The organism is Photorhabdus antumapuensis, assembly GCF_020387775.1.
Classification (GTDB): domain Bacteria; phylum Pseudomonadota; class Gammaproteobacteria; order Enterobacterales; family Enterobacteriaceae; genus Photorhabdus; species Photorhabdus antumapuensis.
This window is the reverse complement of the sequence record NZ_JAHZMK010000044.1, coordinates 15,020-27,721: the sequence shown is the minus strand read 5'-3', so window position 1 is coordinate 27,721 and position 12,702 is coordinate 15,020. Positions and strand designations below refer to the sequence as shown.

11 protein-coding genes are annotated in these 12,702 nt (G+C 39.6%); 8 read left to right on the top strand and 3 right to left on the bottom strand.

What is annotated here, in order from left to right; genetic code table 11:
- Positions 1–16: 16 nt before the first annotated feature.
- Positions 17–1,132, top strand: a complete 1,116-nt coding sequence (gene dnaJ, locus KZ793_RS16805; protein ID WP_225816384.1) for a molecular chaperone DnaJ — start codon at positions 17–19, stop codon at positions 1,130–1,132.
- Between the two features lie 332 nt (positions 1,133–1,464).
- Here the strand turns inward: dnaJ and KZ793_RS16800 are convergent, their stop codons facing one another.
- Together KZ793_RS16800 and KZ793_RS16795 are read right to left on the bottom strand one after the other, a co-directional pair.
- A complete protein-coding gene (locus tag KZ793_RS16800; RefSeq protein ID WP_225816383.1) occupies positions 1,465–2,886 on the bottom strand; it encodes a glycoside hydrolase family 1 protein in 1,422 nt (473 codons plus the stop codon).
- 75 nt (positions 2,887–2,961) lie between these two features.
- Positions 2,962–4,404, bottom strand: a complete 1,443-nt coding sequence (locus KZ793_RS16795; RefSeq protein WP_225816382.1) for a PTS transporter subunit EIIC — start codon at positions 4,402–4,404, stop codon at positions 2,962–2,964.
- Positions 4,405–4,846: 442 nt separating this feature from the next.
- On the opposite strand from KZ793_RS16795, the gene KZ793_RS16790 reads away from it, so the two are divergent.
- The 6 genes from KZ793_RS16790 (at position 4,847) to nhaR (ending at position 11,070) form a co-directional block, all read left to right on the top strand.
- Positions 4,847–5,701 carry a PRD domain-containing protein gene (locus KZ793_RS16790; RefSeq protein ID WP_225816381.1) on the top strand — a complete coding sequence of 285 codons (855 nt, stop codon included), beginning with the start codon at positions 4,847–4,849 and terminating at the stop codon, positions 5,699–5,701.
- 94 nt (positions 5,702–5,795) lie between these two features.
- Positions 5,796–7,643 carry a beta-glucoside-specific PTS transporter subunit IIABC gene (locus KZ793_RS16785; RefSeq protein WP_225816380.1) on the top strand — a complete coding sequence of 616 codons (1,848 nt, stop codon included), beginning with the start codon at positions 5,796–5,798 and terminating at the stop codon, positions 7,641–7,643.
- A 474-nt stretch (positions 7,644–8,117) separates the two neighbouring features.
- Complete coding sequence (locus tag KZ793_RS16780) at positions 8,118–8,294, top strand: hypothetical protein (protein ID WP_225816379.1); 177 nt, start codon at positions 8,118–8,120, stop codon at positions 8,292–8,294.
- 38 nt (positions 8,295–8,332) lie between these two features.
- Positions 8,333–8,596: a helix-turn-helix domain-containing protein gene (locus KZ793_RS16775; RefSeq protein WP_225816378.1), complete on the top strand. Its 264-nt coding sequence runs from the start codon at positions 8,333–8,335 to the stop codon at positions 8,594–8,596.
- Positions 8,597–8,765: 169 nt separating this feature from the next.
- The gene (nhaA, locus tag KZ793_RS16770) at positions 8,766–9,932 is read left to right on the top strand and encodes a Na+/H+ antiporter NhaA (protein WP_225816377.1); all 1,167 of its coding nucleotides are present in this window, start codon (positions 8,766–8,768) and stop codon (positions 9,930–9,932) included.
- A gap of 223 nt (positions 9,933–10,155) precedes the next feature.
- Positions 10,156–11,070, top strand: a complete 915-nt coding sequence (gene nhaR / locus KZ793_RS16765; protein WP_225816406.1) for a transcriptional activator NhaR — start codon at positions 10,156–10,158, stop codon at positions 11,068–11,070.
- Between the two features lie 71 nt (positions 11,071–11,141).
- Here the strand turns inward: nhaR and rpsT are convergent, their stop codons facing one another.
- Positions 11,142–11,405, bottom strand: coding sequence for a 30S ribosomal protein S20 (gene rpsT, locus KZ793_RS16760; RefSeq protein ID WP_118986667.1), 264 nt, complete (start codon positions 11,403–11,405; stop codon positions 11,142–11,144).
- A 350-nt stretch (positions 11,406–11,755) separates the two neighbouring features.
- Here rpsT and ribF point away from each other — a divergent pair, with 350 nt between their 5' ends.
- A complete protein-coding gene (gene ribF, locus KZ793_RS16755) occupies positions 11,756–12,700 on the top strand; it encodes a bifunctional riboflavin kinase/FAD synthetase (RefSeq protein ID WP_225816376.1) in 945 nt (314 codons plus the stop codon).
- Positions 12,701–12,702 lie beyond the last annotated feature (2 nt).

Sequence of the window (12,702 nt, the reverse complement as noted above, 5' to 3'; positions counted from 1 at the left end):
AAGGGTAAAATAAGAGATGGCGAAAAGAGATTATTACGAAGTTTTGGGGGTTTCCAAAACAGCGAGCGAAAAAGAGATTAAAAAAGCCTATAAGCGGCTAGCGATGAAATATCATCCTGATCGTAATCAGGGTGATAAAGAGGCGGAAAGCCAATTCAAAGAAGTTAAAGAAGCTTATGAAATTCTGACGGATGACCAGAAACGGGCTGCTTATGACCAATATGGTCATGCTGCTTTTGAACAAGGCGGCATGGGCGGCGGCGGCGCTGATTTTAGCGATATCTTTGGTGACGTTTTCGGTGATATCTTCGGTGGTCGTCGTCAGCAGCGTCCAAGCCGCGGTGCTGATTTGCGTTACAGCATGGAATTGACGCTGGAAGAAGCGGTTCGTGGTGTGACCAAAGAGATCCGCATCCCGACATTGGAAACCTGTGATGTCTGTCATGGCAGCGGCGCTAAAGCAGGAACCAGCCCTGTAACCTGCTCAACCTGTCAAGGTGCTGGTCAGGTTCATATGCGTCAGGGGTTCTTCACCGTTCAGCAACCTTGTCCACACTGTCATGGCCGTGGTCAGATCATTAAAGATTCTTGCCATAAATGTCATGGTCATGGGCGAGTTGAAAGATACAAAACCCTGTCTGTTAAGATCCCGGCGGGTGTGGATACCGGTGACCGCATTCGTTTGAGTGGTGAGGGTGAAGCCGGAGCTAAAGGTGCTTCCGCAGGTGATCTGTACGTTCAAGTACAGGTGAAATCGCACCATATTTTTGAGCGTCAAGAAAGTAATCTCTATTGTGAAGTACCGGTTAACTTTGCAATGGCGGCACTGGGCGGAGAAATTGAAGTACCAACCCTTGATGGTCGTGTGAAACTGAAAATACCTGCTGAAACCCAGACAGGCAAAATGTTCCGCATGAAAGGCAGAGGTGTTAAATCTGTCCGTGGTGGCATTCAGGGTGATTTACTGTGCCGGGTAGTGGTAGAAACGCCAGTTAAATTGAATGAAAGACAGAAAGAATTACTGAGTGAATTGGGTGAATCTCTCGGTGGTACCGGCGAAGAAACGAATAGCCCACGTTCTAAAAGTTTCTTCGATGGCGTAAAGAAATTCTTTGATGATTTGACCAAGTAACAGTCGATATCTCCACATATATAGAGCTGGATTGCTAAATAAAACTCGAATTACTGGTAAAAAGTCCTCGTTTTAAATGAGGACTTTTTGTTTGAATTGAAAATTATAAACTAACAGTAATTTGTGTGAGCAAGTTATAGGCATCATCCTCTTTCGGTGCCACTGATGGGTGATGAGTATACGATAAACTATTAGTCCAATAGATTCCGTTGTGAACACGATAGGTATCTGGTCCTCTTGGTAAAAGGGCATCATATGAGCTACAGTCATTTTCTGCGGCCACAGTGATATTGTTATAAAGAAAAATAGGTGGAATCGTGAGTAAAAGAAATTTATTGGTTATTCTCATTTTTTTCCTCCGGGGCTTGAAGGATATTGCCGTGACTGCTTATCACCTTTTTATACCAACTAAAACTTTTTTTACGCCGCCGTTCTAATGTTCCATTGCCTTGGTCATCGCGATCGACATAAATAAACCCATACCGTTTTGACATTTCCGCTGTAGAGGCGCTGACCAAATCTATTGGCCCCCATGAAGTATATCCTAATAATTGAACGCCATCTTCAATGGCTTCTCGTATCTGAAATAAATGATCGTTGAGATATTTAATACGATAATCATCAATAATAGAGCCATCATCTTGAATAACATCTCTGGCACCCAAACCGTTTTCTACAATAAATAGGGGTTTCTGGTAACGGTCATATAGCATATTGAGAAGATAGCGAATGCCTTGGGGATCGATTTGCCATCCCCATTCTGAGCTAGGCAGATAAGGATTTTTCACTGGATTAATGATATTCCCTGAGGTCTTGATAATCTCAGGATTTGTCGTCGCACAACTACTCATGTAGTAACTGAAAGAGAGGAAATCAACGGTTTCTTTGAGTGCTTTTTTATCTTCATCTGTTATATCAAGTGTAATATTTTGCTCTTCAAATAGACGGGACATATAGGATGGGTAATATCCACGAGCTTGTACATCAAAGAAGAACAACCATTCGCGATTCTTTTTCAATGATTCTAATACATCATCGGGATGACAAGTTAATGGATAATATGGTGCCGCTGCCACCATATTACCTATTTTTGCATCAGGAATAATTTCATGGCAGGCTTTAACTGCTTTAGCACTGGCAACTAATTGATAATGTAGCGCCTGATAAATATCTTGAATTTTACTTTTTTCTGGTAATCCTGCGCTGGTAAAACAAGAGAATAGAGACATATTAATTTCATTGAATGTCAGCCAATATTTTACTTTATGTTGGTAACGTTCAAAAACAGTTCTGGCATAATGGTCAAAAAACGCAATGGTTTCACGATTTCCCCAACCACCATATTTTTTTACTAAGCCATAAGGCATTTCAAAATGGGAAAGCGTAATCAATGGTTGAATATTATATTTTATCATTTCGTCAAACAGGCGATCATAAAAAGCCAAACCATTTTCGTTCGGTATTTCCTCATCTCCTTCAGGAAATATACGTGTCCAGGCGATAGAGGTTCTCAGGCATTTAAAGCCCATTTCAGCAAATAGCGCAATATCCTCAGGATAACGGTGGTAAAAATCGATGCCAATATCCTTAATATGAAAATAACCCAAATTGCGTTCTATGCTGTGACCAATGACTCCGTAGGGTTGCATATCTGAGGTTGATAACCCTTTGCCATCTATTTGATAGGCTCCTTCAACTTGATTTGCAGCCAGTGCTCCTCCCCAAAGGAAGTTATTTGGAAATTGTTTTTTCATGATTTGCCTCTTGTTAATTGCTCGTTAAACTTGGAAGATATCCTCTTAATATGATTCTTCCTCTTAGAGTTTAAATTAATTTTTTGTACGGGATGTTATTGGTGAAGCTTTTACTTCTGATGGTAAACCGAATAAATAGGTTGCGATACAGGAGAAGACAAATGAACCTAACGAACCTAATATGACACTCCAGAAAGCACTATCTATGCCGGAGGGAGAAATGAATGAGGTAAACGCAAAGATACCCATGCCGCCAGCGTTATATGCTGTTCCTGAATAGAAACCGACAATGGCTCCGCCAAGTGCCCCGCCAATACAACCGATAATAAATGGGCGTTTTAGTGGCAGTGTGACACCATAAATAGACGGCTCAGTGATGCCAAAGAGGCTTGATATCAGTGCGGTACCTGATAATGCTTTCATATTTTTATCGCGTGTACGTAAAAATACCCCCAGAGTTGCACCTGCTTGACCAAATATTGCTGGCTGGAGCAGTGGAGAGAGCATATCTTTTTTCTGGGTCATCATATTATTGATCATTATTGGGATAAGCCCCCAATGCAGACCGAAAATGACACAAACTTGCCACAATGCGCCCATCAAGAGTCCAGCAATGACCGGATTTAATTGATAGAAAAAGAGATATCCCGCTGCCAGGCTATCACTAAGCTCTGTTGCTATAGGGCCAATAACTAGAAAAGTCAAAGGAACCGTAATCAATAGACATAGGAAAGGTGTGGCAAACATTTTGAAGGAGGAATGAAACCAACTGTTAAACTTCTTTTCCAGTAAGCAGCTAAACCATGCTGATAAAATAATGGGAACAACGGTTGAGCTATAATTAATGAAAGTAATAGGAACACCAAGGAAACTGAGGTGAATAGCGGGAGTTTGCGAAAGTTTAAATGCCTCAGTCATGGTTGGATAGGTTAAAGCTGCCCCGATAACCATAGTAATAAAAGGGTTGCCTCCGAACCGTTTACCTGCGGTATACCCTAATAAAATAGGCATGAAATAGAGCATTGCATCGCCGGTAGCATATAAAATTTTATAGGTACCGCTGTCTATGCTCATCCAATGGAATACGTCGGATAAAGCGAGAATGCCTTTAATTAATCCGGCTGCGACCAATACACCTAATAGAGGGGTAAAAATACTGGAAATAATATCAATGGCGACATCAAGAATACGTTTTAAGCCTCTGGAGTTATCTCGTTTTATCTCTTGCTGTGAAGTTGGATTTTGTTTAACCTCGGCTTCTTCTGCATCATCTTGTAAATATTTACGATTAATATCGTCGTAAACATCGCCTACATGGCTACCAATGACCACCTGATATTGCCCACCACTCTCTACTACAGTAATAACTCCCGCAGTCTGTTTGAGTAATTCGCTATTGGCCAGGCGATTATCTTTAAGTTTAAATCGTAAACGAGTGGCACAATGGACCAGGCTAGATATATTCTCTTTCCCTCCTATTGCGCTGACTATTTTCTCAGCCAGACTTTCGTATCTCATTGGACTTCCCCTTCATTTTAATACGCTGAAAACAGCGAAAGGCCAAATTTAAGGTAAAAAAAAACCTAACCCACCATCTACAATAGCCTTGGAATAAGGGGACTGTAGCGTGATGGATTAGGTTTTGCCCGACATCAGTTACAACTAAGTCGGTAACAAGCCTATATCAATAGGCTAAAAACTAATTACTCATTGTAACATTTGCAAGTCATTAAATGTAATTTTGGTGAAAATGTGATGTTTATCATAAATATCCTAAGCAGGTTGAATACGTTGCTGTGTCGTTGACTTTATAAAAATTATGACTTAGCCTGAAAGATAACATAATGAATATAGTGTACAGGAGTGTTGCTGATCAGATCAGGCACAACCAGGTCACAAATATATTTCACCTATTCTATAGGTTGGTGTAGATAATGGTTTATCCTGTAAGGTATCTCTTTTGTTAACGATAGTAAAACTCATAAATAATAATGTCGTTCTTGCCATTGATGAGAATAATAATGAAGTTATTCTAATGGACAAGGGCATAGGTTTTAATAGAAAAAAAGGCGATAGGCTTAATATTCAAGATGTTGAAAAAGTTTTCACTGTTGAAAAGAACGATAAAATTAATCAAATTCTTGCGACTATTCCAATCTCAGTGATAGAGCTAACCGAGAAAATTATCGCATTAGGGAAAGATCTTCTTGGCAAATCTCTCAACGATTCATTACTCATTACTTTGTCGGAACATTTAAACTTTGCATTTGAGCGTGTGAGTAAAGGATATCAGATTGGTAATGTCTTACAATGGGAGATCCCTCACCTTTACCCGTTAGAATATGAAGTCGGTAAACAGGCGCTTATCCATATTAATGACCAGATTGAAAAGCCATTACCGCCGATAGAAGCCTCATTGATTGCCTTGCATTTTGTGAATGCGCAATATGAAGGGCAAACGATGGGAGATACATTAAAATTAACGAATTTGATTAATAAAACGGTTAAACTCATTCACTACTATTTTCATGTTAACCTTGATACAACATCTGTGAATTACTCTCGTTTTATTACGCATTTGCGCTATTTCCTGATTAGACAAAATAAAAATGAGCATTCTTCTGCGATTGAGATGGATTTTTCTCTGCAAGAGTTGATCGAAGAAAAGTATTTCAAAAGCTACAACTGTGCAGTTAAGCTAATTAAATATCTGAGGGAAAAATACCAATGGCAAGTGCCCGATGATGAATTGATTTATTTAGTCATTCATATAGAACGGGTGGTTAATGATAGTCACAAGAGCAGAGATTTATAATAAGTGGATCTGTCAATCTCCAGTAGTATTAGATGAGAGTATATTTATGTGATTTTGGTTTTTTTTGGTAATAGATTAGAGGTGGGGGGATAAGATGAATGATGAAGATTTTGCAGAAGAGATCATTATGTTTCTTGGCGGAGGAGGAAATATAAATAAAAGTTGGCATTGTGTTACCCGATTGCGTTTCAATATTATAGATGATAGTAAAGTAGATATTGCAGCGATAAAAAAAATGCAGGGGGTTATGGGGGCGCGTTTTCACAGCGGGCAATTACAGATAATTATTGGTAATAGAGTTGTTGAAATATTTAGTGAAATAATTAAGCAATTAAAAGAAAATGAAGGAAATCATGATGGTTCAAAAAAGGGTTTCATTAGTCATATTCTTGATATCATTTCAGGCATATTTGTTCCCATATTGCCAGCAATTGTAGGGGCGGGTTTACTGAAAGGTGGATTAATTTTTTTCTATATGATGGATTGGGTTTCAGAGCAGAGTAATGAGTATAAACTATTATATATTCTTTCTGATACACCTCTCTATTTTTTGCCTGTTCTTTTGGCTTTTTCAGCGGCAAGAAAATTTAAAACAAATGAATTTATTGCAGCCACGTTAGCGTGTATTTTAATTTATCCAACATTATCTGACCTTGTGAGCAGTTCTGGTGGCGGATATTTCAGTGTATTTGGTATTACTGTTCCCGCTATTCATTATAGTTATACTGCCATTCCAATTATTTTAGGTGTTTGGCTGCTTAGTTATATTCATAGGTGGGTCGATAGGTTTATTCCGACGATATTAAAAATAATATTTACACCATTATTGGTCTTATTAATTTCTGCGCCTATTCTATTGATTATTGCCGCCCCGTTGGGAAATACCATGGGTTTGTATCTTGAAAAGTGGCTTTTAATATTATTTTCCGTAGCTGGGCCATTTGCGGGATTATTGTTAGGCGGATTAATACCTATTTTAGTCATTACTGGGGTGCATTATGCCTTTTTGCCGAGTGTTTTTGCTAATTTTAAATCTCTCGGATACGATTTTATGTTATTACCCATCAGTTTTGCTAGTAATATTGCCCAAGCTGGTGCGACATTAGCAGTTGCAATTAAAACTAAAGATAGACAAATGAAATCATTAGCTTATTCATCTTCATTCTCTGCTTTTTTAGGCGTAACTGAACCCGCAATGTATGGTGTTACGCTTAAATTAAGAAAACCTTTTTATGCTGCATTAATGGGGGGAGCAGTTGGTGGGGCTATTGTGGGTATTTTCTCTGTGAAAATATTTGCTTTTAGTGTGCCGGGATTGGTGTCATTACCTTTTTATATGCAAAAAGATAGCAATAACTTTATTTTTATTTTGCTTGGCATTGTTAGTAGTTTCTTAGTGGCGTTTATATCCACTTTATTAATGAAATTAGAATCTAATGTTGATTCTATAGTATTAATAAAGCCACGCTTTTCAAAAACGAAGAAAATTACATTACTTTCTCCAATGAGCGGTACAATAGAACCTCTCTCAAGTGTACCTGATGACACTTTTTCTGAAAAAATTATTGGTGATGGTATTGCTATTATTCCTATCGAAGGCGTGGTTAAGGCGCCTTTTAATGGCAAGGTTTCAATGATTACGCCGACTGGACATGCTATTGGTTTAATTTCCGATCAGGGAGTGGAATTATTAATTCATATTGGTATTGAAACGGCCGGTTTACAAGGAGCAGGATTTAATTTGCAAATTATAGAAGGGCAGAGAGTGGTTGCTGGCGAGGTATTAGTTAATTTTGATCTGGAATTTCTTCAAAAGAATAAAATTCAGATGATATCGCCAATTATTGTCACCAATAGCGAGGAATATCACTCAATAATGCCTACTAAAAGGAAAAGTGTTATTGGATGTAAAGATGATTTGTTGGTTATTAATCGATGTTAATTTGTTTTTCAAGTAATTAATGTATCTTGATAATATTCTTAATGTTTGTTTTTGTATTTAAATATTGCAATATACCTAATAGATTTCAAGTTGCAGCGCGGCGGCAAGTGAACGAATCCTCAGGAGCATAGATAACGATGTGACTGGGGTGAGTGAAAGCAGCCAACAAAGCAGCAGCTTGAAAGATGAAGGGTATACAACCAGTTTTAATATCCACTGATTATCCATTCTGCTTTCTCGTTATTATTATGTTTTTTTATTTTATCTGCCGAATTTTTAGAGATTATCTAGCTATATAAATTCTGAAAAAAATATATTTTGCATAATATGAATTCATATCGAATACAAATACTTTGCGATTAAAAATTAAACGATTTATATTGACAATTAGCCCCAAAAGGGCTACTTTTTATTATGTAATATATTAAGGTAGCGGAATGGCCGCAGCCTGTCATCCCTAAAAAAGGAAGAACGATGAGCACTAATGAAATGACTACTGCTGAACTCGAAAAAATCCATGCTGAAATAGCAAAATTAATGACGGAAACGACAAAGATAAATCGTGAAGCTATGTGGTATCCGATTGTTGTTGCTTCTAGCCTTATTGGTGCGGTAGCTACCATCACAACTCTATTGCTCAAATTCATTTAATTAATTGGCCCCATAAGGGGCTTTGTTCTGGAATACTTATGCGACTGATTGACAATTATTCTCCTCCTACTACTGAAGATCTCATTAAGCTCAAAGAAGAATTAGGCTTTACAGGAGAACAAATGGCCGATTTAGCGGGAGTTTCCGGCAACAACCAATGGAGAAAATACACGGGAGGGAAGATTCCACGTGTTATGTCTCCGCACATTCTATTCTATATAGCAACACAGTTAACACTATCAGAAGATGATTTAAACCGCATTTTGGCTAAGATGCGGGAAATTGGTGCTAATGTAAGATAAATAGGGTCTCTCCCATTTAATGATTTCCTCTGATTGATAATCTATTTTATTGAGATGTAGATCATCAATAGATCGGTTATAGCGAATTATTCTGGTTATAAAATCGATTTTTTTCGAAACCATAGCTAGAGTACCATTTAAGGCCGATCAGTTTCAGAGGTTAATCATCGTGACAGCAATTATTCGTCAATTCCTGAAATTAGAAGCGGCTGGAGGGCTCCTTCTTATTATTGCTGCCATTATTGCGCTGATAATGGCAAACTCGCCATTACAGGGTATTTATCAGCAATTTCTTAATATTTCGGTGGTAGTGCAATTCTCTGCACTGGAGATCAATAAGCCCTTATTGTTGTGGATCAATGACGGCTTAATGGCTGTTTTCTTTTTGATTGTTGGTCTGGAAGTAAAGCGGGAACTGCTGGAAGGTTCTTTGGCCGGGCGTGATAAGGCAGTATTTCCGGTGATAGCGGCGATAGGTGGTATGGTTGCTCCGGCACTGATATATCTACTATTTAATGGCAATGATGAGTTTACCCGTCAGGGATGGGCTATTCCCGCGGCAACCGATATTGCTTTTGCCCTGGGTGTGATGGCGCTATTGTCTAAGCGAGTACCAACAGAACTCAAGGTTTTCTTGTTGGCGCTAGCGATTATTGATGATCTGGGCGTTATCGTGATTATCGCTCTGTTTTATACCAAAACTGTTTCTCTTGTGGCGCTTGGACTGTCAGCAGCAATGATGGCTTTGCTGGTTTGGATGAATTGGCGTGGTGTCGAAAAAACATCGGCTTATCTGGTTGTTGGCGCTATCCTTTGGGTTTGCATCTTGAAATCGGGTGTTCATGCAACGCTGGCGGGCGTTATTGTTGGTTTTCTGATTCCTCTGCGTGGTCAGAATGGTCATTCACCATCTGAATTACTTGAGAATGGTTTGCATCCTTGGGTGGCGTATCTTATTTTGCCATTATTTGCTTTTGCCAATGCAGGTGTAGCCTTGAATGGCGTTACGTTAAATGGTTTGACCGATATATTACCGTTAGGCATTGCTGTGGCGCTGTTTCTTGGTAAGCCATTGGGAATTTTTCTTTTTAGCTATATTTCTATTAAGATCGGATTTGCTAAATTGCCACAGCAGATTAATCTTAAACAGATATTTGCGGTTTCTGTTCTCTGTGGAATCGGTTTTACTATGTCTATCTTTATTTCAGGATTGGCTTTTGAAGGAGTCGATGAATCTTTCAGTACCTATTCCCGTCTTGGTATTCTGATGGGTTCAACCATCGCTGCGTTTATGGGTTATGGCTTGTTACGAATGGTCTTACCAAAGAAAAAGTGATGGCAGAGTGGTGATAAATTCATTAATTTAGCCAAATGAAGTTCTACCTTTTAGAGAAAATTTCTGGACTGACTCATCATTTTTGTATTTGCGGTACAACAGCTAAAATTGTATCGCGGATACTTTATGTAGTGAAAAAACAGAAAATCACCGGAAGACGGTGGATTAGTAATGTATGGCTGGCGTTGTCTATCAGACGAAAGCGATACATAAGGAAAAACGTATGCGGGTGTCACATCTGAATTTTAATCATCTCTATTATTTCTGGCATGTTTGCAAGGAAGGATCTGTGGTTGGGGCGGCAGAAGCGCTTTATCTAACACCTCAGACGATCACAGGACAGATAAAAGCGCTGGAAGAGCGTCTGGGAGGGAAACTGTTCAAACGTCAGGGCAGGGGATTAGTGCCATCAGAGCTAGGGCAGCTTATCTTCCGCTATGCGGATAAGATGTTTATGCTGAGCCAGGAGATGTTGGATATCGTTAACTACAGCCGTGAATCTAATCTTCTATTTGATGTTGGTGTTGCTGATGCACTGTCCAAACGTCTGGTTAGCCAGGTATTGGAAACGGCGGTTGTGGAACATGAGCAGATTCATCTACGTTGTTTTGAATCAACCCATGAACTGTTGCTGGAACAACTCAGCCAGCACAAACTCGATATGATATTGTCTGATTGCCCGGTGGATTCTTCCCAACAGGAAGGGCTGTTCTCAGTAAAACTGGGTGAATGTAATGTGAGTTTCTTCTGCCGACAACCTATCCCGGAAAAACCTTTCCCGGAATGTTTGGAGGAACGTCGCTTATTGGTTCCAGGGCGTCGCTCTATGTTAGGGCGTAAGTTGTTGACTTGGATCCGTAATAAAAATCTTCAGGTTGAAGTGCTCGGTGAGTTTGATGATGCCGCGTTAATGAAAGCGTTTGGTATGTATCATAATGCGATTTTCGTGGCGCCATCTTTGTATGCCAATGATATTTTTGCAGATAATGACATTGCCGAAATTGGCCGGTTGGATGCCGTGCAGGAAGAGTATTATGTGATTTTTGCTGAGCGAATGATTCAACACCCGGCTGTTCAAAGGGTATGTAATAAAGATTTTTCTGCGTTGTTTAATGTGCCATCTAAGAAGCGCACTTAAAAAATAATTGATAATAATTGCAAACACTGAAAAACCGGCGCAGGCCGGTTTTTCAGTAATCCAAACGCAAATTATTGCATTGCGTTGATTTGCGCTGTCAGATTAGATTTATGACGTGCTGCTTTGTTTTTGTGGATCAGACCTTTACAGGCGTGACGATCGACAATAGGTTGCATGTCATTAAATGCTTTCTGTGCAGTTTCTTTATCGCCAGTAGCGATAGCAGCATATACCTTCTTGATAAAGGTACGCACCATAGAACGACGGCTAGCGTTATGCTGACGACGTTTTTCAGACTGAATGGCGCGTTTCTTAGCTGATTTGATATTAGCCAAGGTCCAACTCCCAAATATATTCTATCGAGGACAATTCAAAGGCCGAGGAATATGCCTGTTCAACCTTCTTTTGTCAATGGATTTGTGCAAATAAGCGCCGTTGTACTGCGGCAACTTGCTTCGTTGTGATGGCGCAGGATTTTATCAGCTTACTTAGTGGGAATACAGTCTTTCACAATAAAAATCTCATTGAATAGTCCAGATAGAAATAAAATGAATATTTTTCGGGATTCCTGCTCGTTTTTGTTGTATGAATCAGGGCTATTGATTTAAATCATCTTATGATGGTGGGTTAACCTTGAGCTTTGTACAAGGTATAATTTGGCAATTTCCAGGGTATTGAGCCAGCTATGGAGCTAATTCGCGGTATACGTAATATCCGGACATGTCACCGCGGTTGCGTGTTGACGATTGGTAATTTTGATGGTGTCCACAGAGGTCATCAGGCACTACTGAAACACTTAAAACACGAAGGGCAGCGTCTGGGATTACCAGTAATGGTCATGATTTTTGAGCCACAACCCTTGGAGTTTTTTGCTAAGGGGGGTGCTCCTGCGCGTCTGACGAGATTGAGGGATAAAGCCAAATATCTCGCCCAATGTGGAGTGGATTATTTATTATGCGTGAAATTTGACAGACATTTTGCGGCAAATACGCCAGAAGCTTTTGTTTCACGGTTGCTGGTGGAAAAATTGGGTGTTAAGTTCCTCGCTGTAGGAGATGATTTTCGTTTTGGTCAATCTCGCAGTGGTGATTTTGCCTTTTTGCAGCGAGCCGGTGAGACATACGGCTTTGATGTAACCAACAGTGAAAGTTTTTGTGATGATGGTTTGCGGATTAGCAGCACAGCTATCCGTCAAGCACTGCAAGATGATGATTTGGTGTTAGCCGAAACATTATTGGGACATCCATACAGCATTTGTGGCCGGGTCGTTCATGGTAAGCGACTAGGGAGTACTATTGGTTTTCCAACAGCAAATTTGCCGTTAAAACGATTAGTGGCTCCGGTACAAGGCGTTTATGTTGTTGAAGTCTATGGTTTGGGAGGCCAGCCTTTACCGGGTGTTGCCAATATTGGTACACGTCCAACAGTCTCTGGTCAGGGTCAACAACTTGAAGTACATCTAATTGATACCCAAATGGATCTCTATGGGCGTTATATTGATGTGGTGTTACGTAAAAAATTGCGTAATGAACAGCGGTTTGCTTCCCTTGATGCACTCAAGCAGCAAATTGCGAATGATTTGGTTGCTGCGAAGGAATTTTTTAAGCAGCTACCTGTGTCATGTATCTAGCG

Excerpts from the sequence above, each read along its gene's own strand:
- dnaJ (WP_225816384.1), top strand. The coding sequence starts at position 17 with ATGGCGAAAAGAGATTATTACGAAGTTTTGGGGGTTTCCAAAACAGCG.
- KZ793_RS16800 (WP_225816383.1), bottom strand. The coding sequence starts at position 2,886 with ATGAAAAAACAATTTCCAAATAACTTCCTTTGGGGAGGAGCACTGGCT.
- KZ793_RS16795 (WP_225816382.1), bottom strand. The coding sequence starts at position 4,404 with ATGAGATACGAAAGTCTGGCTGAGAAAATAGTCAGCGCAATAGGAGGG.
- KZ793_RS16785 (WP_225816380.1), top strand. The coding sequence starts at position 5,796 with ATGAATGATGAAGATTTTGCAGAAGAGATCATTATGTTTCTTGGCGGA.
- KZ793_RS16780 (WP_225816379.1), top strand. The coding sequence starts at position 8,118 with ATGAGCACTAATGAAATGACTACTGCTGAACTCGAAAAAATCCATGCT.
- KZ793_RS16775 (WP_225816378.1), top strand. The coding sequence starts at position 8,333 with ATGCGACTGATTGACAATTATTCTCCTCCTACTACTGAAGATCTCATT.
- nhaR (WP_225816406.1), top strand. The coding sequence starts at position 10,156 with ATGCGGGTGTCACATCTGAATTTTAATCATCTCTATTATTTCTGGCAT.
- ribF (WP_225816376.1), top strand. The coding sequence starts at position 11,756 with ATGGAGCTAATTCGCGGTATACGTAATATCCGGACATGTCACCGCGGT.